This window comes from Pseudomonas sp. B21-056, assembly GCF_026016325.1.
GTDB lineage: Bacteria > Pseudomonadota > Gammaproteobacteria > Pseudomonadales > Pseudomonadaceae > Aquipseudomonas.
Genome location: NZ_CP087203.1, coordinates 5,938,481 through 5,960,259, shown reverse-complemented (window position 1 = coordinate 5,960,259; position 21,779 = coordinate 5,938,481). Strand labels below are relative to the sequence as shown.

Genomic DNA, 21,779 nt, shown 5'->3' with positions numbered 1-21,779 from the left:
CCGGATGGATGTCAGCAAGACCAAGAGCAGCTTCTACCGTCGTTTGTACGTGGCTTACCTGATCGACAGCGGCGTGGCCAGCAACGTCCCGGCGCTCACCGAAGCCACCGGTATGCCGCGACGCACCGCGCAGGACACCGTCGCGGCGCTGGCGGACCTGGACATCGTGTGCGAGTTCGAGCAGCAGGAGGGCGCTCGCAACCATGCCGGTGTCTATCGGATCCGCGATTGGGGGGCGATTGATCGGCGCTGGATCGAGGCCAATCTGCAGCGGATCAAGGCGGTGCTGGAGTACCCCTGATACTGATGGTGGCTGTACCGGCCTCATCGCGAGCAGGCTCGCTCCCACATTTGGAATGCATACCCCTGTGGGAGCGAGCCTGCTCGCGATAACGGCCTCAGGGCCGATGCATGCCGATGTGCGGAATACCGTCCTCCAGGTACTCGACCCCTACCACTTCAAACCCATACCGCCCGTAATATCCCTGCAGATGCGCCTGCGCCGACAATGAAATCGACGTGCCGGGCCAGTGCTTCTCGGCATGCCTGAGCCCGTGCTCCATCAAGGTGTGACCCAACCCCTGGCCCCGTGCCTCTGGGGCGATGATGACGCGGCCGATCACCACGTCGCTGTTCTGCGAGTGAGGATCGAGCAGGCGCAGGTAGGCCACGAGGTGGTTATCCCGCCAGGCCATCAGGTGGCAGGTATCGCCTTCCAGGTCCAGCCCGTCGACGTCCGGATAAGCGCAGTTCTGCTCGACGACGAACACGTCGGCGCGCAATTTGAGAATGGCGTACAGCTGTTCCTTGCTCAGGTCACTGTGGTGTTTGCAGACCCAATCGATGTCCATTTTCTGAATTTCCTGAGGAGCCCGATGCCGATATTAAGTGCGCTGTGTTCGGAAGTCTCTTTCTCGAGTGAGCGAAAATCTGTGACAAAGACCAAATTGCCATCATTCTTCCTTCGCAGCATTGTCGTCTTTATGTAATCTTCGCCACAGCGCTGCGCAGCGGTTTCAATGAGCTAATGTTAGGTCGGATGTCTCTGTTTATCCCCCGAGTTTCGGCTAAAAACATGGGCTTCGCACCCTTCAAGGATGTATGGCATGCCGCGATTGCATCGAGCTCTTGTTTTGATCGGGTTGCTGTTGCTGAGTCACAACGCCTGTGCGCAGAAACTGCGCCTGGTTGCGGATGGCTGGCCGCCTTTTACCGACTCCACGCTGGTCAATGGTGGCCTGGCGACCGATATCGTCAGCACCGCCCTGGCGCGGGCCGGCTATGCCACTGAGTTTGAGCAGGTGCCCTGGGCCCGGGCGATATTGGGTATTGGTGAAGGACGCTACGACGTGCTGATCAGCGCTTGGCACAGCGAGGAACGTACCCGCATCGGTCAGTTTTCGGCCGAATACCTGCTCAACCGCATCCGCTTCATCAAGCGCAAGGACGCGTCGGTCGAGTTCGATAACTTGCAGCAACTGCGTGCCTATCCTGTCGCCGTCGTTCGCGGTTACGCCTATTCCAGGGAATTCGATGAGGATCCGCAAATAGAAAAAGTCCCTGTGCGTGACTTTGCGATGGCTGCACGCATGCTCACCGCCGAGCGCGTGAAGCTGGCGGTGGAAGACGAATACGTCGCCCGTTATTACCTGGCCCGCGAATCGCCCAAGGTGCGCAATGCCGTTGAGTTCCTGCCCAAGCCGCTGAGCGAAAACAGCCTGCATATCCTGGTCAGCCTGAAGAACCCGGAGCATGAGCAGATCGTGGCGGGGTTCGATCGGGAGATCGCGGCGATGAAGGCGGATGGAAGTTATGCGCGGATCCTGGAGATGCACGGTATGTGAGCGAGTTTTGCGGTGCCCATGCTGGCCCCAATCGCGAGCAGGCTCGCTCCCACAGGGGTATGCATTCCAATGTGGGAGCGAGCCTGCTCGCGATAGGGCCGGACTGAACACCTCATTCCTCAGTCCTCGCTTGTATCCTTGATGAGATGCGCCGCCAGGGTCCGCAACGGTCCAAGCTGACGGCAGATCAACGCTAACTGAGTCTGCACCAGTCGTTGGCCTTCATCGATTTCATCAGGCATCTGCTCAAGCGCGTTGGCCAGGGCTTCTTCCTCGTCACTCTGGAGCAGGATCGACGTTTTGCTTGCCAGGCCCTGGGCGATTTCGTCGATGCTGGAGGCCAGCTTCGCCCCCGCGCCGTCGATCAACTGCTCGCGCACGTCCGTCGGCAGTTCGGTTCCCCGGTGGGCGCCCAGGCCCGACAGGTAGCTGAGCAGGGTGTGGGACAGCACCAGGAAGCGGAAACCGACGTCGGCTTCCTTACGGAAGTGCCCCGGCTCCATCAGCATGTTCGCCAGGGTTGTGGACAATGCAGCGTCGGCGTTGTGGGCGTTGCGTCGGGCCAGGCGATAGGCCAGGTCATCACTTTTGCCGGCGGCGTATTGCTGCATGATCTGGCGCAGGTAGATGCTGTTGCAGGTCAACGTGTTGGCCAGCACCTTGTTCAGTCGGCGGCCCTGCCAGTCCGGCAGGAAGAGGAGTACCGCGAGACCGGCGATCAGGCTGCCGAGCAGGGTATCCAACAGCCGTGGCAGCAGCAGCCCGTAGCCGTCGCCGACCTGGTTGAAGCAGAACAGCACCATGACGGTGATCGCGGCCGTCGCCAGGGTGTAGCGGGTCGTGCGGTTGGTGAAGAACACCACCCCGGCGGCAATGGCGAAGCACGACTGCACCAGCGGGTTGGGGAACAGGTCGAACAGCGCCCAGGCGACCGTCAGGCCAATGGCGGTGCCGATGATCCGCTGGCCGAGTTTGCGTCGGGTGGCGCCATAGTTGGGCTGGCAGACGAACAGGGTGGTGAGGACGATCCAGTAACCCTGGGACGGGTGGATCCAGTGCACCATCGCGTAGCCCACGCTCAACGCGAGGGGCAGACGCAGGGCATGACGGAACAGCAGCGAGGTTGGCGTGAGCTGCGTGCGCAGGCGTAGCCAGACATCCTTGAGGTTGCGCGGCGAGCGGTCCAGCAGGCTGCTGTCAGTGGCGTCGGCCAATGCATCGGGGTTGCTGGCGTCGCTGAGCAGGCGATCAAGGGTGCCGAGGTTCGCCGACAAGGCCCGCAACGAACGCAACAGGCCACGCCAGGCCGGGTTGCTCTGGATGCGCAGGTGTTCCAGAGACGCGTGCAGGTCGTTCAAGGCCTCGGCGAAGCGATCATCGTAGACGAACGGCTGGCGCATCTGGATCGACTCGGCCAGCGCCTGGCAGGCCTTGCCTTGCTGGCGCAGCAGGCGCTGGCAGCGGAACAGTACGTCGCTGTGGAAGAACGCCTCGGCCAGTGCGTTGTAGGGATAGTGGGAAGAGCTGGCACGCTCGTGGATGTCCTGGGCGAGGAAGTACAGCTTCAGGTAACGGCTGACCTTCGAGCCCGGCCGGCCATTGCCGACGCGGTGCAGGATGATTTCCTTCGCCGCGTTGAGGGCCGCCACCACGCGACCGTTCTGTTGGGCCAGTTCCAGGCGTCGGGCTTCGATATCCAGTTGGCGGACCGGCTCGAGCAGCGACGACTTGAGTTTCAGGTAACGCCCCAGCTCGCGGAATAATCGCGCCAGGCTCTGTTGCACCGGCTGGTTGGAAAACAATACGTGCCACAGCACCGAGAGCATGCCGTACCACGCGGCGCCGGCCACCAGCAGCAAGGGTTCGTGCCAGAAATCGGTGACCGCGCCACCACGCTGGTCCACGCCGATCACGGTGTAGACCGACAGGATCAAGGTGGCCGAGGCAATCGTGCCATAGCGCTCGCCCAAGGCGCCGAGCATGGTCAGGCCGAAACTCGCCAGGGCGAAGGCGACAATGAACAGGATGGGATAGGGAAACAGCAACTCCACCGACAGCGCCGCGACGGTGAAGCAGACCAGGGTCACGGCGAGCGCGTTGAGGCGGCCCTGCCAGTTGTCATCGGTCTCGGCCAGGGCACTGGCGATGATGCCCAGGAACAAGGGGATCAGCAGGGTCATCTCGTCCAGGTACCAGCACAGCGCCATGGTACCGGTCAGGGCGATGAACACCCGCACGCTATAACTGAATTTATCCAACGCCCAAAGGCGACGCAGAGACTGACGGAACGAGGTCGATGACATGAAATGCAAGGGCCTGACGGGCAATGACACTAAATTGAGGCAGTAATGACGCCGACGCAATGGCGGCGATCACATCCGGCAGCAAAAAGTGTTCCGTCATCTGACACGAACCCTGTGGGAGCGAGCCTGCTCGCGATAGCGGTGGTTCAGTTGCAAATGAATTGACTGGCACGCCGCTATCGCGAGCAGGCTCGCTCCCACAGGAGGCGTGGCGTGTCAGGCATATTGTGCGGCGGCATAGCCCGAAGCCCAGGCCCACTGGAAGTTGAATCCGCCCAGGTGGCCGGTGACGTCCAGCACTTCGCCGATGAAGTACAGCCCGGGGCTTTTCAGCGATTCCATGGTCTTGGACGAGACTTCCCGGGTGTCGACGCCACCCAGGGTGACCTCCGCGGTGCGATAGCCTTCGGTGCCGGCCGGGATGACGTTCCAGCACGCCAGTTTCTCGGCAATGTCCGCCAGTTCCGCGTGGGTGTACTGCTTCATGGGTTTGGAGGCGAACCAGGTATCGGCCAGCAGGTTGGCCATTTTCTTGGTGAACAACTCGCCCAAGAGGGTTTTCAGCTCACTGTTGGGGCGTTCGGCCTGTTGCTGTTGCAGCCATTGGGGCACGTCGTGGTCCGGCAGCAGGTTGATCTGCACCGTGTCCCCTGGCTCCCAGAACGACGAGATCTGCAGGATCGCCGGGCCGCTGAGACCGCGGTGGGTGAACAGGATGTTTTCGCGAAAGCTCTGCTCGTTGCAGCTCACCAGGCAATCGACCGACGTGCCCGAGAGTTCGGTGCACAAGGCCTTGAGCTGATCGGTAATGGTGAACGGCACCAGTCCGGCGCGGGTCGGCAATAACTGGTGGCCGAACTGCCTGGCGACCTGATAGCCGAAACCGGTCGCGCCCAGGGTCGGGATCGACAACCCGCCGGTGGCGATCACCAGGGATTGGCAGGCGATGGCGCCGAGGGTGGTTTGCAGCAGATAGCCGTCGGCGGTTTTCTCGATGTGCTCGATCGAGGTGTCCAGGTGCAGGTTGACCCCGACCTGGTCGCACTCATCCAGGAGCAGGCCGAGAATGTCGCTGGACTTGTTATCGCAGAACAACTGGCCGAGTTTCTTCTCGTGATAGGGCACGCCGTGCTTGGCCACCAGGGCGATGAAATCCCACTGGGTGTAGCGGGCCAGGGCCGATTTGCAGAAGTGCGGGTTCTGCGACAGGAAGTTGCCCGGCTCGGTGTACATATTGGTGAAATTGCAGCGTCCACCGCCGGACATGAGGATTTTCTTGCCGGCCTTGTTGGCATGGTCCAGCAACATCACCTGCCGCCCGCGCCCCGCAGCGGTCAGCGCGCACATCAATCCCGCGGCACCAGCGCCAATGATCACGACTTCGGTAGAGCGCAAAACGGTGTCCTCTTATGTGTCACCACAAAACCCATTGTGGGAGCGAGCCTGCTCGCGATGGCGGGCTGTCAGACAACATCAATGTTGAATGTTCCGGCTTCATCGCGAGCAGGCTCGCTCCCACAAGGAATCTCATTGAATCCAAGGTCGGTTACAGGATCCGCACCCGCAACGAGCGGCCCTTGATCTTGCCTTCGTTCAGGCGTTTGAGCGCCTGTTTGGCGATCCCGCGTTCCACGGCCACGTAGGCCTGGAAATCGAAAATTGCGATCTTGCCGACCTGGGTACCGGGGATGCCGGCGTCGCCGGTCAGGGCACCGAGGATGTCGCCGGGGCGAACCTTGTCCTTGCGCCCGGCGGCGATGCACAGGGTGCTCATGGCCGGCAGCAGCGGGCCGCCACCCTGGGGCTTGAGGTTGTCCAACTGGTCCCAGCTCAGCGGCGCCTTCTGCAGTTGCTCGATGGCCTGGGCGCGGTGGGCTTCGGACGGCGCTACCAGGCTGATGGCAACACCGGTTTCCCCGGCGCGGCCGGTACGACCGACGCGGTGGATATGGATTTCCGAGTCCCGGGCCAGTTCGACGTTGATCACCATGTCCAGGGCATCGATATCGAGGCCACGGGCCGCCACGTCGGTGGCCACCAGCACCGAGGTGCTGCGATTGGCGAACATCGCCAGCACCTGGTCACGGTCACGCTGTTCCAGGTCGCCATGCAGGCCGACGGCACTGATGCCTTTTGAGACCAGATGGTCGACGGTTTCCTGGACCTGCTGTTTGGTGAAGCAGAACGCCACGCAAGAGGCTGGGCGGAAGTGCGCCAGCACCTTGACCACCGCGTCCATGCGCTCCTCGGGAGAGATCTCGTAGAAACGCTGCTCGATCTGCGCGTCGGAGTGGAATGCCTCGGCCTTCACCTGTTGCGGATCGCGCATGAACTTGGACGACAGTTGCTTGATGCCCACCGGGTAGGTGGCGGAGAACAGCAGCGTCTGACGGCGCTCGGGGGTCTGCTGGATGATGTCTTCGATGGCATCGTAGAAGCCCATGTCGAGCATGCGATCGGCTTCGTCGAGGATCAGTGTGTTGAGGCCGTCGAGTACCAGGGAGCCTTTGCGCAGATGCTGCTGGATGCGTCCCGGGGTGCCGACGATGATGTGGGCGCCGTGTTCGAGGGAGGCGATCTGCGGACCGAAGGACACGCCGCCGCACAGGGTCAGGACCTTGATGTTGTCTTCGGCACGGGCCAAGCGCCGGATCTCCTTGGCCACCTGGTCGGCCAGCTCGCGGGTCGGGCACATCACCAGTGCCTGGCAGCCGAAGTAGCGCGGGTTGATCGGATTCAGCAGGCCGATGCCAAACGCCGCGGTCTTGCCGCTGCCGGTCTTGGCCTGGGCGATCAGGTCCAGGCCCTTGAGGATCACCGGCAAGCTCTGCGCCTGGATCGGCGTCATCTGGGCATAACCGAGTGATTCGAGGTTAGCCAGCATGGCGGCGGACAGCGGCAAAGTGTTGAAAGCGGTGGCAATGGTGGTCACGGGACAGGCCTGCAAAACAAAATGTCGCGCAGTGTAGCAGCCTCGTGCCACTTTCTTCGAAAGTTCTGGACGAGCTGTGCGGGGCCATGGGGCTTTCGGAAGGCTGGGCGGTTAACCTGTGGCGAGGGGATTTATCCCCGCTGGGTTGCGAAGCAACCCCTAAAATCGACACCTCGGTTTAACTGACTTATCGCATTAACTGCTTTGGGGTTGCTGCGCAACCCAGCGGGGATAAATCCCCTCGCCACAAAAGCCCTTCACCAAAAAACAGGCTAGTGCTCGATATGCTCATCGTGACGCTTCGCCCGCCGCCCATCCTGCGTCGACAACTGGGAAAAAATCGTCGCCGCCAGCATCGCCATGACCCCCACTGTCACGAATGTCAGCTGGAACGCGCCCAGCACCGTGTCGACCCCATCGTTACCCACCTGGGCCGTGAAGCCGCCGAGCAGGGCGCCGGCGCAGGCTACGCCGAGGCTCAGGGACAGTTGTGCCACCACCGACAGCAGGCTGTTGCCGCTGCTGGCGCTGGCATCGTCCAGGTCGATCAGGGTCACGGTGTTCATCGCGGTGAATTGCAGCGAGTTGATCGCCCCCAGCACTGCCAGTTGCGCCAGCAGCAGCCAGTACGGGGTCTGTTCGCTCACCAGCCCCATGCTCGCCAGCATCACGCCCAGGGCCAGGGTGTTGCCGGTCAGGACGATGCGATAACCCAGACGCTCGATCAACGGCCGGGCCACGGACTTTGCGACCATGGCCGCCGCCGCCAGGGGCAGCATGCTCATGCCGGCCTGGGATGGCGAATAACCCAGCGCCACTTGCAGCAGCAACGGCACCAGGAACGGCAGGGCGCCGCTGCCCAGGCGGGCGAACAGGTTGCCAAGGATGCCGACTGCGAAGGTCCGCGTCTTGAACAACGACGGCGCGAACAGCGGGTTCTCGACGTGCCCGGCCCGCAGCCAATAAGCCGCCAGGCAGGCCATGCCGCCGAACAGCAACAGCATCACCCGCAGGTGCGGCAAATGCAGTTCGCCCAGGCCTTCCATGGCGATGGTGATCAGCACCATCGCCGCGCCGAACAGCAGGAAGCCCACGCCGTCGAAGCGGGTGCGCTCGCTGCCGCGCAGGTCGGGGATGAATTTCCATACCGCGTAGCAGCCGATCACCCCCACCGGCAGGTTGATGATGAAAATCCAGTGCCAGGTCAGGTACTGCACCATCCAGCCGCCCATGGTCGGGCCGATCAGCGGGCCGAGCAGGCCGGGAATGGTGATGAAGCCCATGATCCGTACCAGTTCCGAGCGCGGATAGGCGCGCAGCACCACGAGCCTGCCCACCGGCAGCATCAGCGCACCGCCCAGGCCTTGGACTATCCGGGCGCCGACCAGCATGGTCAGCGAACTGGACAAGGCACACAGCAGAGAGCCGAAGCTGAACAACAGGATCGCGCCGAAGAAGATCTTCTTGGTGCCGAAGCGGTCGGCGATCCAGCCCGAGGCCGGGATCAGCAGCGCCACGGTGAGCATGTAGGCGATGATCACGCCCTGCATGCGCAGCGGGTTCTCCGCCAGGTCACTGGCCATGGCGGGCAGGGCGGTATTAAGGATCGTCCCGTCGAGGGATTGCATGAAGAAGGCAATCGCCACCACCCAAGGGAGCCAGCGGGCGGTGACGGCATCGAGCGGGGCGCGGTTGGGCATGGGGCCTCTTGTATGGCGTATTAACAGGGTGCAGTGATGCCTTTGTGGCGAGGGAGCTTGCTCCCGCTCGGCTGTGTAGGAGCTGGCGAAGCCTGCGATCTTTTGATCTTGATCTTTCACTCTCGACTCAATTGTCAGTGGAAAGATCGCAGCCTCGCTTCGCTCGACAGCTCCTACACAGCCCAGCGGGAGCAAGCTCTCATCAAACAAAATATAACCCATTGTTTTAATTGCCTTTTAAGCAACATCAACCAACCTCATGCCCAGCTTGGTCGCTTTGCGTTGCAAGGCTCTGAGCTGGCGATCACGACTTTTGGCTTCAAATTCTTCCATGCCTTGCTCCACATACGGCTGTCCTTTGGTCAGCATGGCGTAGATCAATCGGGCCAGTTGATGTGCGGTCGCTTTGATCGCGCATGAGGTATCCATACGGGCCAGTCGGGCGCGATGACTGGCACCGATGAAACTCTTGTCGTTACGAGCACTGGAAGCGGCCTGCTTCAGAGCCTGTGCCGCTCGGTTAAACACTTTCGCAACCTGACCGGGTAATGGCTTTCCCCCTGATATTCGGGTGGGGGGCGCCAGCCCCATCCATGAACTGAATTGCTGCTGAGTGGGAAAGCGCGACAAGTCAGGCCCGATTTCGCTTGCCAGAACCAAAGCACTTTCAATTCCAATGGTAGGAATAGCCGTCAGATCAACCCCCATGATTTTCACAAGCGCACGATGCAGGCTGGCCTGTTCATCTGCGGAGCGATGCGGGCTGCGTAATGGCTTGGTGGGCTGCGTGGGCACATCGTTCAACACAGGGAGTCGATCTAGAGCCTCGACGATGGCCTGGTCGCATTCGGTAATTTGCCCTTCCAGAAAGTCATGGGCGGCCACTTCCTGAGCCAGGGCATGCAGATGCTCGACTCGCCAGTTCCCATGCAAACTACGGGCAATGGTCTGGTGATCTGCCTTGATACGACCGTCTCGAAAGTTGGCCAGTACTTGAGGATCGCGCTCGCCGCCGATAATGGCCTTGATGATTTTCATACCGGTCAGGCCGGCGATATTGCTGATGACATTGGCCAACTGGATGTTCATCTGGGTCAGGGCTTTTTGCATACGATTGGTTTTGGCCTGATCGCGGACCTTCATGGCACGCTGACGAACCAAGGATCGCATCGAGCAAATATCATCAGCAGGCCGAAAAGCGCCTCTGAGCAAACCATGAGTCATGAGTTGCCAAATCCACTGACAATCCAGAACGTCAGATTTACGACCGGTGATCTGGCGGGTCGCACGAGAGTTGACCAGATACACCTCAAAGCCTCTCGAATCGAGAAGTTCGAATAGGGGTATCCAGTAAACACCGGTTGCCTCCATCGCCACGACCTTGATTTTCAGTGATTCCAGCCATTCGGCCAGTTTCACCAAATCTTCGGTAAAGGTCGAAAAGCAGCGAACCGGCGGATCGCTTTGATCAGGATGAACAGCGACCCAGTGCTCACGACTGCCAATATCGATACCCGCACAATGAGGGTGAATCACTTCAAAGCGTTTCTGTTGGTTCTTGCGCGCCATGACAATTCCTCGCAGGATTGAAAGGCGCGCGGGGAGCACGGTGGCGAACGGATTCACTCTCTCATACGTGGTCACAGCTTGCTGTGCCTACAACGACTCCACGCCGATACCGTGCGGACCACTCTCCCTCTCGGGTGCTGACACACCAGTGATGGCTACGGTCTCCATCCCCGCGCGCACCTCAATCTTAGGTCGGGCGCTTGTTTGCTGCGCGACAGCGCAGCGTCGAAGACGCGGCGGCCACTCCCTCGCCACAAGGGGTACAGCGTCGAGCTCTGTGTTAAAGGGTCAACGTCAGCCGCTTGACCAACGCCCCCGGCAACAGCATCGAAGCCGTGGCCCGCTGGCTGTAGGTACTGGCCGAGAGCAGAAGTTCCCGCTCCCGGGTCAGGCCTTCGAGTTGCGCGCCGAGCAGGCTGTAGACGCTGTCGTCGAAGCGCATGGTGCTGACCGGCGCCTGGATCTGGCCGTTCTCGACCCAGAACGTGGCGAAGCGGGTCATCCCGGTCATGCGCGCCGCCGGCTGGTCCGAGTAGTTCAGGTACCAGAGGTTGCTGATGTACAAACCGGTGCCAAGACGTTCGAGAATGTCTTTGTGTTCCAACTGGCCTTCCTGCATGACCAGCGCCGAGGGGTATTCGTAGCTGCTCGCACCGTTGGCGGTAAGGCCGTACTCGGCGGCGCTGCGTGAATTGATCAACCGGACGTTGGCGGTGCCCCTGGCGATCAGTGCCAGGTCATCGCGCGGATAACCTTCATCGGAAAACGCCGGGCTCAAGGAACCGCTGACCTGTTCGCGCAACCCCACGGCGGGGCTGAAGCTGGCTTCGTCAGCGTAGAACTTCTGCAACGGACTCTGCTTGCTGGCAATCGCCCGGGCCGAGAACCCGCCCCAACTGAGCATGCCCATGATCTCTTCCAGGGCAGCCGGCGCGAGGTAGGCGCGGTATTCACCGGGTGGCAGTGTGCGCAGCGGACGATCGAGAAACGCCAGTTGCTCGCGGGCTTGGGCAAACCGCTTGGCGAACCCTTCGCTGCTCCACTCATGGCCGGCGTAACTGGCCTTCACCGCCTGGCCGTTTTCATGGAACAGGCTGAAATCGAAGTTGAAGCTATTGGCCTGATGCCAACCGAACGCCCCCGAAGAACTGGCAAAACCGCTACTGATGGGGCCGGCGGCGTAGATCCCCACCAGGTCCAGGCCCTCGGCGGCGCGGCTGATTTCGGCCACGGCCTGCTCGGTTTCCGGCAGTGGATGGTCTTGCACGTTGTTGCTCTGCCAGTGGTTGTGGTTGAGCAGCAGATAAGGGTCGCGGGGCAGCAGCGGCAAGGTATCGCGCAGCTGTTGCAGGCCCTCGCCGAGGCGTTGCAGGTCGGTTTCGGTCTCGCCGGACAAGGTGATCTGCAGGTCGGCGTGGCGCCCGTCGTCGATCAGTTTGAAACTGACATTGGCCTGTTGCACCTGCCCGGCCTGACGGACCTTGGCATGGTTGAAGCGCACGAAAGCCGAGGATTCGGCGGTGTAGCCGAGGGTGAACTGTTCAGACTCATGCAGCGCCGCGCGCAGCCAATCGACCAGTGCCTTGAACGCTTCGGCCTGATTATTCACGGTACCCATCAGGCGTCTCCTCCAAACACGTCAACGTTGCTGAACACACAGGCCGGCGAGGCATGGCCGACGCGGATGACCTGGTTCGGTTCGCCCTTGCCGCAGTTCGGCGTGCCCAGCACCTGAGAGGTACTGGCATTGCCCACCGCTCGCAGGCTCTTCCAGAACTGCGCGGAAATGCCCCGGTAGTTGGGATTCTTCACCACGCCCTTGAGCTCGCCGTTTTCGATCAACTGACCCCACTCGCAGCCGAACTGGAATTTGTTGCGCGCGTCGTCAATGGACCAGGAGCGGTTGGTGCGCATCAGCACGCCGCGTTCGATGCCCTGGATCAACTGCTCCAGGGACTGATCGCCCGGCTCGATGTTCAGGTTCGCCATGCGGTCGATGGGCGGGCGGTTCCAGCCGCAGGCGCGGCTGTTGGCGACACCGGCAAGGCCCGCGCGAAATTGCGACAGCGCGCCGCCCAATGGACGCAGCAACAAGCCTTCGCGAATCAGGAACTGCTTGCTGGCGGCGCTGCCGTCGTCGTCATGGCTGTAGCTCGCCAGTTCCTCGGGAATGTCCGGGTCGAAGGTCACGTTCAGCAGGTTGGAGCCGTACTGCAAATGGCCGAAGTCGCTGGTCTTGACGAAACTGGTGCCGGCGTAGTTGCGCTCGTCTCCGAGGATGCGGTCCAGTTCCAGCGGGTGACCGATGGACTCGTGGATCTGCAACATCATCTGGTCGGGCATCAACAGCAGGTCCCGCGGACCTTGCGGGGTGTTCGGCGCCATTAGCAATTGCAGGGCCTGATCGGCGATTTTCGGACCGGCCCCGATCAGGCCGCAGCGGCTGATCACATCGAAGCCACCTTGCTGGCCGAAGTTCTCGCGGCCCAGGGTGCGGGTCTGGCTGTCCTGGCCGTCGAAGGCGGTGACGTCCAGGGCCGGGTAGATGAAGCGCTGGGCCTGGCGCAATTCGGCACCGGCACTGTTGAGGTAGATCTGCTCGACCTGGGTCAGGCCGATGCTGGCCTGCCAGTTCACCAGGCGCTCGTCCTGGGGCACCGCCGCCGATTCGTCGCCGAGCAACTGGTAACAGTCACTCAGGGAAGGAAACGCCTGGTCGAAATGCGGCGAGAAATAATCGGCGCGGTCGCTGGCAACCGCGTGCTCGCGCAGGTCGAGCAGGGCATGGGGCTTGAGCCGGCGGGCCTGTTGCTCGGCGCGCTCGAGGGCGGCTTGCAGGCCGGCCTGGGACAGGTCGTTGGTGGCCGCGTAGGCCTCGACACCGTTGACCCGCGCCGTGAGCATCGCCCCTTCGTCTCGGCTCAGGCTCGGCGGCTCGGCGACATTCTTGCGCACCGACAGATGCTGGCCGGACTCGCGCACGTAACGCAGGGAAAAGAATTCAGCGCCCGTGCGCAAGGCAGCAAAACGCTGCTTGAGCTGGGGGTGGAAGTCGAACATTCGGGAACCTCCTTGTCTGGAGTGGCGGTGCAACGAGGTGCGGCGCATTGACGCGGCGGCTCTAGAGTAGGCTTGGGCGGGAGAGGGATCAAGGTAGAGAGGAATACTGAGTGTCAGGGCTACCGCCATCGCGAGCAGGCTCGCTCCCACAGGGGATCTGTGCCGGGCACAATATTTGTGCTCACAACGGACTCCCACACTGGACCTTAGTGGTCACAAGAGTTGTGTCCACCGGGGATCCCCTGTGGGAGCGAGCCTGCTCGCGATAGCCGCGCTGCGGTCTTACTGCGCGGTTGGCGCCACTTCGCGCACCGGCTTGCCCTTGACCGGCGCATCGCCGGCCACATAGTACGGCGCGGTGCTGCGTGGCAGCGGTTTGCGGCCACGGATCCTGTCGGCGATTTTCTCGGCGATCATGATCGTCGGCGCGTTCAGGTTGCCGGTGGTGATGATCGGCATGATCGAGGCATCGACCACCCGCAGGCCTTGCATGCCATGCACGCGGCCTTCGCCGTCCACCACCGCCATGTCGTCGGTGCCCATCTTGCACGAGCAGGACGGGTGGAAGGCGGTTTCGGCGTGTTCGCGGATGAACTGGTCCAGTTGCTCGTCGGTCTGCACCTCGATGCCCGGGCTGATTTCCCGGCCACGGAACGGATCGAGCGCCGGCTGCTGCATGATCTCGCGGGTCAGGCGGATGCCGTCGCGAAATTCCTGCCAGTCCTGCTCGGTGGCCATGTAGTTGAACAGGATGCTCGGATGCTGGCGTGGGTCCTTGGACCTGGCCTGGATCCGGCCACGGCTTGGCGAACGCATGGAACCCATGTGCGCCTGGAAGCCGTGTTCCTTCACACCGTTGCTGCCGTTGTAGTTAATCGCCACCGGCAGGAAGTGGTACTGAATGTTCGGCCAATCGAACTCCGGACGGGTGCGGATGAAACCGCCGGCTTCGAACTGGTTGCTGGCGCCGATGCCGGTGCCGTTGAACAGCCACTCGGCGCCGATGGCCGGCTGGTTGTACCAGAGCAGTGACGGGTACAGCGAAACCGGTTGGGTGCAGGCGTATTGCAGGTAAAGCTCCAGGTGGTCCTGGAGGTTTTCACCGACGCCCGGCAGGTCGTGGACCACCGGGATGTCGAGGCTTTCCAGCAGTCTGGCCGGGCCGACGCCGGAGCGCTGCAGGATCTGCGGCGAGGCGATGGCGCCGGAGCACAGCAGCACTTCTTTGCGCGCCCGTGCTTCGACGCGCTCTTCAGCGGCGCCCACCAGGTAACGCACGCCCACGGCACGCTTGCCTTCGAAGAGGATCTTGTCGGTCAGGGCGTGGGTGACGATGGTCAGGGTCGAACGTTTCTTGGCCGTGTCCAGGTAGCCACGAGCGGTACTGGCGCGACGGCCGTTCGGGGTGACGGTGCGGTCCATCGGACCGAAGCCTTCCTGTTGGTAGCCGTTGAGGTCGGAGGTAGCCGGGTAACCGGCCTGAACGCCGGCCTCGACCATGGCGTGGAACAACGGGTTGTTGCCAGCTTTGGGCGTGGTCACGCTGACCGGGCCGTCGCCACCGTGATAGTCGTTCGGCCCGATGTCCCGGGTTTCAGCTTTTCTGAAGTAAGGCAGGCAGTCCAGATACGTCCAGTCCGCGAGGCCGGGCAGTTTTGCCCAGTTGTCGTAGTCCAGGGCGTTGCCACGGATGTAGCACATGCCGTTGATCAGAGAAGAACCGCCCAGGCCCTTGCCCCGCCCGCATTCCATGCGCCGGCCGTTCATGTGCGGCTCAGGGTCGGTTTCGTAGGCCCAGTTGTAGCGCCGACCTTGCAGCGGGAACGCCAGGGCGGCGGGCATCTGCGTGCGAAAATCCAGGCGATAGTCCGGGCCACCGGCTTCGAGCAGCAGGACGGTGACGCCTTCGTCTTCGGTCAGGCGGGTGGCCAGGGTGTTACCGGCGGAGCCGGCACCGATGATGATGTAATCGAATTCTTGGGACATGAAATGCACCCTCTTTTAATTGGGTTCAGGTCAGGGCCGGGAGTGCTTTGCACTCCATCGCGAGCAGGCTCGCTCCCACATTGGAATGGGAACTCATGTGGGAGCGAGCCTGCTCGCGATGACGGCCGTATAGGCGACGTCGACTCAGAACACCGACGCGTAATCGCCCAACTCGACCTGTACCGATTTGATGCGCGTGAAGTTGTTCAGCGAGCTGATCCCGTTCTCACGGCCCACGCCCGACTGTTTGTAGCCGCCGACCGGCATCTTGGCGTCGGATTCGCCCCAGGCGTTGATCCAGCAGATACCGGCTTCCAGTTGATGGATGATGCGGTGGGCGCGGTTCAGGTCGCGGGTCACGACGCCGGCGGCCAAGCCGAATTCGGTGTCGTTGGCGCGGCGGATCACTTCTTCTTCGGTTTCGTAGCTGAGGATCGCCATCACCGGGCCGAAGATTTCTTCGCGCACGATGGTCATCTCGTCGGTGCAGTCGGTGAACACGGTCGGGGCGACGAACGCGCCCTTGGCGAACTCGCCGTCGGTCAGGCGCTTGCCGCCACACAACAGGCGTGCGCCTTCGGCCTTGCCCTTCTCGATGTAGCCCAACACGCTCTCCATGTGGGCGAAGCTCACCAGCGGGCCAAAGTTGGTGTTTTCGTCTTCCGGGTTACCGATGCGGATGCGTGCCACACGTTCGGCGATCCTGGCTTCGAACGCAGCCTTGAGATGGCTTGGCACGAACACGCGGGTACCGTTGGTGCAGACCTGGCCGGAGCTGTAGAAGTTGGCCATCATCGCGGTGTCGGCGGCGCGATCCAGGTCGGCGTCGTCGCAGATGATCAGCGGCGACTTGCCGCCCAGTTCCATGGTCACGTCCTTGAGCGAGGAACTCGAGGCGCTGGCCATGACTTTCTTGCCAGTGTCGGTGCCGCCGGTGAACGAGACCTTCTCGATGCGCGGGTGCTCGGTCAGCCAGGTGCCGACTTCACGGCCACTGCCGGTCAACACGTTGAACACGCCCGGTGGAACGCCGGCTTCGGTGTAGATCTCGGCCAGTTTCAGGGTGGTCAGCGAGGTGACTTCGCTTGGCTTGAAGATCATTGCGTTGCCGGCCGCCAGGGCCGGTGCGGACTTCCACAAGGCGATCTGGATCGGGTAGTTCCACGCACCGATCCCGGCGACGATGCCCAGGGGCTCGCGACGGGTGTAGACGAACGAAGTATCGCGCAGCGGGATCTGTTCGCCTTCGATGGCGGGCACCAGGCCGGCATAGTATTCCAGCACGTCGGCGCCGGTCACGATGTCGACGTAGCGGGTTTCGGAGTAGGCCTTGCCGGTGTCCAGGGTTTCCAGGGCGGCCAGCTCATCGTTGCGCTCGCGCAGGATGTCCACGGCGCGGCGCAGGATCCGCGAGCGCTGCATGGCGGTCATGGCGGCCCAGATTTTCTGGCCCTTTTCGGCGCTGACTACGGCGCGCTCGACGTCTTCCTTGGTTGCACGCTGCACTTGGGCAAGGACCTCACCGTTGGCAGGGTTGATGGCTTCGAAGGTCGCGTCGCCGCTGGCATCGCTGTACGCGCCATCGATGTAGAGTTTTTGCAGTTCGAAACGGGCCATAAAGTCCTCGCAAGTGCATTAAGTGGTTGGCTTGGCCATCGGGCGTGTCTTCTATTGCTGACTACGCGGGTCGATGGCGGTTCAGGAGCCGAGCGGTTCTGTGTGCTCTGGCGCCCCTGCTTTTGCCAGTTGGAAATCCATGTATTCGTAAGCGATCCGGTGTGCCTGGACGGTGTCGAATGCGTCTCCCGACAACGCGCCGCGCAACCACAAACCGTCAATCAGGGCGGCCAGGCCCCGTGCCGCGCTGCGCGCCTCATCGACAGGCAACACGCGGCGGAACTGGCAACACAGGTTGGAATACAGACGGTGATCGTTGATCCGCTGCAACCTGTGCAATGACGGGTGATGCATGCTGGTGGCCCAGAAGGCCAGCCAGGTTTTCATTGCCGGGCCATTGACCTGGCTGGCGTCGAAGTTGCCTTCGATGATCACCTTCAGATGCGCCCGTGGGCTCGAATCCTCAAGCGCCTGACGGCGCGCGGTGACGTTCTCGCTCAGGACCGTCATCAGGTACTGGGCCGTAGCCGCGATCAGGCCATTCTTGTCCTGAAAGTAGTGACTGATGATGCCGTTCGAGACACCGGCCAAACGGGCGATCAGCGCAATGCTGGCGTCCCCCATGCCGACCTGATCGACCGCCTGCAACGTGGCTTCGATCAATTGCTGGCGGCGGATGGGTTGCATACCGACCTTGGGCATCTAGCACATCTCCTTAGGCCATCCGGCAGACGAAGTTCGCCTGACGGGACGAGGGCCAGTCTATTTTGTTTTGATTGAACGTTCAATCAACAAAGAATAAGCTCCGCGACAAATCGTCGCGATTTACCGATATTTCCTACGCGTAAATGGCGCAAGAACCAGGCATCCAAGGCTCAGAACCCGCGTTTGACGGGGGCGAAGGCCGTAAGGATGTCTTTATAACACCCGCCGGTCGGCTGCCAACTCACCGATTGGTCGGGTACCGCGTTGCCTTGTCCTTCTCTCGCACTGCCTGGAGCATCCGTGCAAATGAGTTCTGCCTCGCTAATAAAGACCTCGCCGCAAAAGGTGACGGTCAACGGTTGGGTGTTCTACACCTCCACCGCGTTGATCCTGCTGCTGACGGCCATCCTGATCATCGCCCCGCAGGAGGCCGGCCGATTGCTCGGCCTGGCCCAGGCGTGGTTGTCCCGCAGCTTCGGCTGGTACTACATGGTGGTGATCGCCGCCTACCTGGTGTTTGTGGTCGGCCTGGCGTTTTCCTCCTATGGCAAGCTCAAGTTGGGCAGCAAGGACGACACACCGGACTTCAGCTACGGCGCCTGGGCCGGGATGCTGTTCTCCTCGGGCATCGGCATTTCGTTGTTGTACTTCGGCGCCTCCGAACCCCTGGACCATTACTTCAACCCGCCCGAAGGCGTGGCCGGCAGCAACCTGGCCGCGCGTCAGGCCGTGCAACTGACCTTCCTGCATTGGGGCCTGCACGGCTGGGCGATCTACGCATTGGTGGGCCTGGCGGTGGCGTATTTTGCCTACCGGCATCACCAGCCGCTGGCGTTGCGCTCGGCGCTGTACCCGCTGGTAGGCGAGCGCTGGGTCAGGGGCGCGGCCGGTCATGCGGTGGATGGCTTCGGCATGTTCGTGACGTTGTTGGGGCTGGTAACGAACCTGGGGATCGGTTCGCTGCAAGTCGCGTCCGGGCTGGAAAACCTGTTCGGCATGGAACACAGCAATACCAACCTGCTGATCGTGATCATCGTGATGAGCACTGTGGCGACCATCGCGGCGGTGTCGGGCGTGGAGAACGGCATCCGCCGGCTGTCCAACCTCAATATCGTGCTGTTCAGCGGCCTGCTGATCTTCGTCTTGCTGTTTGGTCCGACCTTGCACCTGCTCAACGGCTTCGTGCAGAACGTCGGCGATTACCTCAACGGCGTCGTGCTGAAAACCTTCGACCTGTATGTGTATGAAGACGACAGCGCCAAGTCAGACCGCTGGTTGGGTCTGTGGACCCTGTTCTACTGGGCGTGGTGGATTTCCTGGGCCCCCTTTGTCGGCATGTTCATCGCCCGTATTTCCCGTGGTCGCACCGTGCGCGAGCTGGTGGCCGGTGTACTGCTGATTCCCCTGGGCTTCACCCTGGCCTGGCTGTCGATTTTTGGTAACTCGGCCCTGGACCTGGTGATGAATCATGGCGCGGTAGAGCTGGGCAAGACCGCATTGGAGCAGCCGTCCATGTCGATCTACCAGTTGCTTGAGCACTATCCGGCGTCAAAAGTGGTGATCGGCGTGTCGATCTTCGTCGGCTTCGTGCTGTTCCTGACCCCGGCGGATTCCGGCGCGGTGATGATGGCCAACCTTTCGTGCAAGGGCGGCAATGTCGATGAGGATGCGCCGCACTGGTTGCGGATCTTCTGGTCGGCGGTGATTACGCTGGTGACCATCGGCCTGCTGTTCGCCGGTAACTTCGAAGCCATGCAAACCATGGTGGTGCTGGCCGGGCTGCCGTTCTCGGTGGTGCTGGTGTTCTTCATGTTCGGCCTGCACAAGGCCATGCGCCGGGATGTGCAGATCGAACAGGAGCAAGCGGCGCTGGCGACCCGGGATTGGCAGCGTTTCAGTGAGCGCATGATGCAACTCGATCGGCAGCTGTAACACAGTTGTGGCGAGGGGATCTCCTTCAGTCTGGGCACCAACAAAAACGCCGCGATCATCTCGCGGCGTTTTTGTTGGTGTTGGGCTTAGCCCAGGTTTTTGCCGAGCAGCGCGTGGTACAGCTCGCTGTCGCCGAGGATCCCGACGACTTTCTGGTTGTCGTGGAGCACCAGTTTGTTGCCGGTCTGGTAGCGGATCTGCAATGCGTCGCGCATGCCGATGTTGGAATCCACCAGCGTCGGGCGACGGCCCAGGCCTTCGACGGGTTGGCCCTGGACCCAGTTCTGCAGGTCCAGCGCGGCTCCGTTCTGGCGTGCGCCCTTGATGGTGTTGCCTTCGGCCAGGTCGAGCCAGGAGTCGCCACCCGGATCCAGGCACACCGAACCGTTGATGCGCTTGCAGTTGTCCAGGGTGCGCATCAGACTGCGGCCGCACAGGACGTTGAGCGGGTTGGTATGGGCGACGAAGGTGCGCACATAGTCATCCGCCGGGTTCAATACGATTTCTTCCGGCTTGCTGTACTGGATGATCTTGCCGTCCTTCATGATCGCGATCCGGCTGCCCAGTTTCAGGGCTTCGTCCAGGTCATGGCTGACGAACACAATGGTCTTTTGCAATTTGCGTTGCAGTTCCAGCAGTTCGTCCTGCAAACCCTGGCGGATCAAAGGGTCGAGGGCCGAGAACGGTTCGTCCATCAACAGGATGTCGGCGTCCATCGCCAGGGCGCGGGCCAGGCCAACACGCTGTTGCATGCCGCCGGACAGCTCGTCGGGCTTTTTGTTGCGCCACTGGGACAGGCCCACCAGCTCGAGTTTTTCATCCACCAGCTTGCGCCGTTCCTTCTCGGGGCGGCCCTGCATTTCCAGGCCGAAGCTGATGTTCTCGCGCACGGTCAGCCAAGGCATCAGGGCGAACTTCTGGAACACCATGGCGATGCGCTTGGTGCGCATCATCTTGAGTTCAGCCGGGGAGCAAGAGGCAATGTCGATCTGCCGTCCCTCGTGCTCGACGAACAACTTGCCACGACTGACGGTGTTCAAGCCGTTGATGCAGCGCAGCAGGCTGGATTTGCCTGAGCCGGAAAGGCCCATCAGGACGCAGATCTCACCCTTCTCGACGGACAGGCTGGCTTTTTCCACGCCAACGATCAGGCCGGTCTGCTGCAGGATCTCGGGGCGTGAAAGACCCTTGTCCAGCAGGTCCAGCGCGGCCTTGGGGCGGTTGGAGAAAATAACATCGACGTCTTCGAAACGAATGATGCTCATGCGTCACCCCCTGCTTTAGCGTCGGGTTGTTTGCAGATACGGTCGAGCATGATTGCCAGCAATACGATCGCCAGGCCGGCTTCGAAGCCCAGGGCGATATCGGCGGTGTTCAGTGCGTTGACCACGGGTTTGCCCAGGCCATCGGCACCCACCAGTGCGGCGATCACCACCATCGACAACGACAGCATGATGCACTGGGTGACACCGGCCGCGATGCTTGGCATCGCATGGGGCAGTTCGATGCGCGACAGGAGCTGGCGACGGGAGCAGCCGAAGGCCTTGCCGGCGTCCATCAGTTCTTCCGGAACGTCGCAGATACCCAGGTAGGTCAGGCGGATGGGCGCGGCAATCGCGAACACCACCGTGGAGATCAGGCCCGGGACCACACCCAGACCGAAGAGGGTCAGGGTAGGAATGAGGTAGACGAAGGTCGGTACGGTCTGCATCAGATCGAGTACCGGCCGCATCATGGTGTAGAACATCGGCTTGTGCGCGGCAACAATGCCCAGCGGCACGCCGATCACGACGCAGACCAGGGTGGCGAACATCACCTGGGCCAGGGTTTCCATGGTTTCCTGCCAGTAACCCAGGTTGAGGATCAGCAGGAAGGAGGCAATGACGAATACAGTGAGGCCCCATTTGCGCTGGATGAAATGCGCCAGCAGGGCAATGAGGCCAATCAAGGCCAGCGGGTTGAACCAGGTCAGCGCAAATGTCACGCCGTGAATCATCGTTTCCAGAGACAGCGCGATTGCGTCAAAGGTGCTGGCGCCATGTTGCGTCAACCATTCGACGAAGCCCGCGATGTACTGGCCCAAGGGTATTTTCTGATCAATCAGCATGGTAGTGAACGTCCGCATGCAAGG

Annotated in this window: 16 protein-coding genes; 3 read left to right on the top strand and 13 right to left on the bottom strand. The window is 61.8% G+C overall.

Annotated features, from left to right (window positions below):
• Positions 1-4 precede the first annotated feature (4 nt).
• The gene (locus tag LOY67_RS26085) at positions 5-301 is read left to right on the top strand and encodes a winged helix-turn-helix domain-containing protein (RefSeq protein WP_265065032.1); all 297 of its coding nucleotides are present in this window, start codon (positions 5-7) and stop codon (positions 299-301) included.
• 97 nt (positions 302-398) lie between these two features.
• Here the strand turns inward: LOY67_RS26085 and LOY67_RS26080 are convergent, their stop codons facing one another.
• The gene (locus LOY67_RS26080; protein WP_265065031.1) at positions 399-851 is read right to left on the bottom strand and encodes a GNAT family N-acetyltransferase; all 453 of its coding nucleotides are present in this window, start codon (positions 849-851) and stop codon (positions 399-401) included.
• Positions 852-1,106: 255 nt separating this feature from the next.
• Here LOY67_RS26080 and LOY67_RS26075 point away from each other — a divergent pair, with 255 nt between their 5' ends.
• A complete protein-coding gene (locus LOY67_RS26075) occupies positions 1,107-1,844 on the top strand; it encodes a substrate-binding periplasmic protein (RefSeq protein ID WP_265065030.1) in 738 nt (245 codons plus the stop codon).
• 119 nt (positions 1,845-1,963) lie between these two features.
• Here LOY67_RS26075 and yccS read toward each other — a convergent pair whose 3' ends face one another.
• From yccS to betI, 10 genes are all read right to left on the bottom strand, one after another.
• The gene (yccS, locus tag LOY67_RS26070) at positions 1,964-4,147 is read right to left on the bottom strand and encodes a YccS family putative transporter (RefSeq protein WP_265065029.1); all 2,184 of its coding nucleotides are present in this window, start codon (positions 4,145-4,147) and stop codon (positions 1,964-1,966) included.
• A gap of 216 nt (positions 4,148-4,363) precedes the next feature.
• Positions 4,364-5,542, bottom strand: coding sequence for an NAD(P)/FAD-dependent oxidoreductase (locus LOY67_RS26065; RefSeq protein WP_265065028.1), 1,179 nt, complete (start codon positions 5,540-5,542; stop codon positions 4,364-4,366).
• Between the two features lie 151 nt (positions 5,543-5,693).
• Positions 5,694-7,031 carry an ATP-dependent RNA helicase DbpA gene (gene dbpA, locus LOY67_RS26060; RefSeq protein WP_265067830.1) on the bottom strand — a complete coding sequence of 446 codons (1,338 nt, stop codon included), beginning with the start codon at positions 7,029-7,031 and terminating at the stop codon, positions 5,694-5,696.
• A 320-nt stretch (positions 7,032-7,351) separates the two neighbouring features.
• Positions 7,352-8,779, bottom strand: coding sequence for a multidrug transporter subunit MdtD (mdtD, locus tag LOY67_RS26055; RefSeq protein WP_265065027.1), 1,428 nt, complete (start codon positions 8,777-8,779; stop codon positions 7,352-7,354).
• A 237-nt stretch (positions 8,780-9,016) separates the two neighbouring features.
• Positions 9,017-10,348: an IS110 family transposase gene (locus tag LOY67_RS26050; RefSeq protein WP_265064183.1), complete on the bottom strand. Its 1,332-nt coding sequence runs from the start codon at positions 10,346-10,348 to the stop codon at positions 9,017-9,019.
• Positions 10,349-10,628: 280 nt separating this feature from the next.
• Positions 10,629-11,966, bottom strand: coding sequence for a TldD/PmbA family protein (locus tag LOY67_RS26045; RefSeq protein ID WP_265065026.1), 1,338 nt, complete (start codon positions 11,964-11,966; stop codon positions 10,629-10,631).
• Positions 11,966-13,408, bottom strand: coding sequence for a TldD/PmbA family protein (locus LOY67_RS26040; protein WP_265065025.1), 1,443 nt, complete (start codon positions 13,406-13,408; stop codon positions 11,966-11,968). The genes LOY67_RS26045 and LOY67_RS26040 overlap by 1 nt, the downstream gene beginning before the upstream one ends.
• 282 nt (positions 13,409-13,690) lie before the next feature.
• Positions 13,691-15,394: a choline dehydrogenase gene (gene betA / locus LOY67_RS26035; protein WP_265065024.1), complete on the bottom strand. Its 1,704-nt coding sequence runs from the start codon at positions 15,392-15,394 to the stop codon at positions 13,691-13,693.
• 144 nt (positions 15,395-15,538) lie between these two features.
• Positions 15,539-17,011, bottom strand: coding sequence for a betaine-aldehyde dehydrogenase (gene betB, locus LOY67_RS26030; RefSeq protein WP_265065023.1), 1,473 nt, complete (start codon positions 17,009-17,011; stop codon positions 15,539-15,541).
• Between the two features lie 81 nt (positions 17,012-17,092).
• A complete protein-coding gene (gene betI, locus LOY67_RS26025; protein WP_265065022.1) occupies positions 17,093-17,713 on the bottom strand; it encodes a transcriptional regulator BetI in 621 nt (206 codons plus the stop codon).
• Between the two features lie 366 nt (positions 17,714-18,079).
• Between betI and LOY67_RS26020 the strand changes: the two genes are divergently transcribed.
• Positions 18,080-19,648, top strand: coding sequence for a BCCT family transporter (locus LOY67_RS26020; protein WP_265067829.1), 1,569 nt, complete (start codon positions 18,080-18,082; stop codon positions 19,646-19,648).
• Positions 19,649-19,734: 86 nt separating this feature from the next.
• On the opposite strand, the gene choV is transcribed toward LOY67_RS26020, so the two are convergent.
• Both choV and choW read right to left on the bottom strand, forming a co-directional pair.
• Positions 19,735-20,913, bottom strand: coding sequence for a choline ABC transporter ATP-binding protein (gene choV, locus LOY67_RS26015; protein ID WP_265065021.1), 1,179 nt, complete (start codon positions 20,911-20,913; stop codon positions 19,735-19,737).
• Positions 20,910-21,755, bottom strand: coding sequence for a choline ABC transporter permease subunit (gene choW / locus LOY67_RS26010; RefSeq protein WP_265065020.1), 846 nt, complete (start codon positions 21,753-21,755; stop codon positions 20,910-20,912). The genes choV and choW overlap by 4 nt, the downstream gene beginning before the upstream one ends.
• Between the last annotated feature and the right edge of the window lie 24 nt (positions 21,756-21,779).

Coding starts and splice junctions, on each gene's coding strand:
- choW (WP_265065020.1), bottom strand. CDS start 21,755: ATGCTGATTGATCAGAAAATACCCTTGGGCCAGTACATCGCGGGCTTC.
- dbpA (WP_265067830.1), bottom strand. CDS start 7,031: ATGCTGGCTAACCTCGAATCACTCGGTTATGCCCAGATGACGCCGATC.
- choV (WP_265065021.1), bottom strand. CDS start 20,913: ATGAGCATCATTCGTTTCGAAGACGTCGATGTTATTTTCTCCAACCGC.
- mdtD (WP_265065027.1), bottom strand. CDS start 8,779: ATGCCCAACCGCGCCCCGCTCGATGCCGTCACCGCCCGCTGGCTCCCT.
- yccS (WP_265065029.1), bottom strand. CDS start 4,147: ATGTCATCGACCTCGTTCCGTCAGTCTCTGCGTCGCCTTTGGGCGTTG.
- LOY67_RS26075 (WP_265065030.1), top strand. CDS start 1,107: ATGCCGCGATTGCATCGAGCTCTTGTTTTGATCGGGTTGCTGTTGCTG.
- betI (WP_265065022.1), bottom strand. CDS start 17,713: ATGCCCAAGGTCGGTATGCAACCCATCCGCCGCCAGCAATTGATCGAA.
- betA (WP_265065024.1), bottom strand. CDS start 15,394: ATGTCCCAAGAATTCGATTACATCATCATCGGTGCCGGCTCCGCCGGT.
- betB (WP_265065023.1), bottom strand. CDS start 17,011: ATGGCCCGTTTCGAACTGCAAAAACTCTACATCGATGGCGCGTACAGC.
- LOY67_RS26080 (WP_265065031.1), bottom strand. CDS start 851: ATGGACATCGATTGGGTCTGCAAACACCACAGTGACCTGAGCAAGGAA.
- LOY67_RS26045 (WP_265065026.1), bottom strand. CDS start 11,966: ATGGGTACCGTGAATAATCAGGCCGAAGCGTTCAAGGCACTGGTCGAT.
- LOY67_RS26040 (WP_265065025.1), bottom strand. CDS start 13,408: ATGTTCGACTTCCACCCCCAGCTCAAGCAGCGTTTTGCTGCCTTGCGC.
- LOY67_RS26050 (WP_265064183.1), bottom strand. CDS start 10,348: ATGGCGCGCAAGAACCAACAGAAACGCTTTGAAGTGATTCACCCTCAT.
- LOY67_RS26085 (WP_265065032.1), top strand. CDS start 5: ATGGATGTCAGCAAGACCAAGAGCAGCTTCTACCGTCGTTTGTACGTG.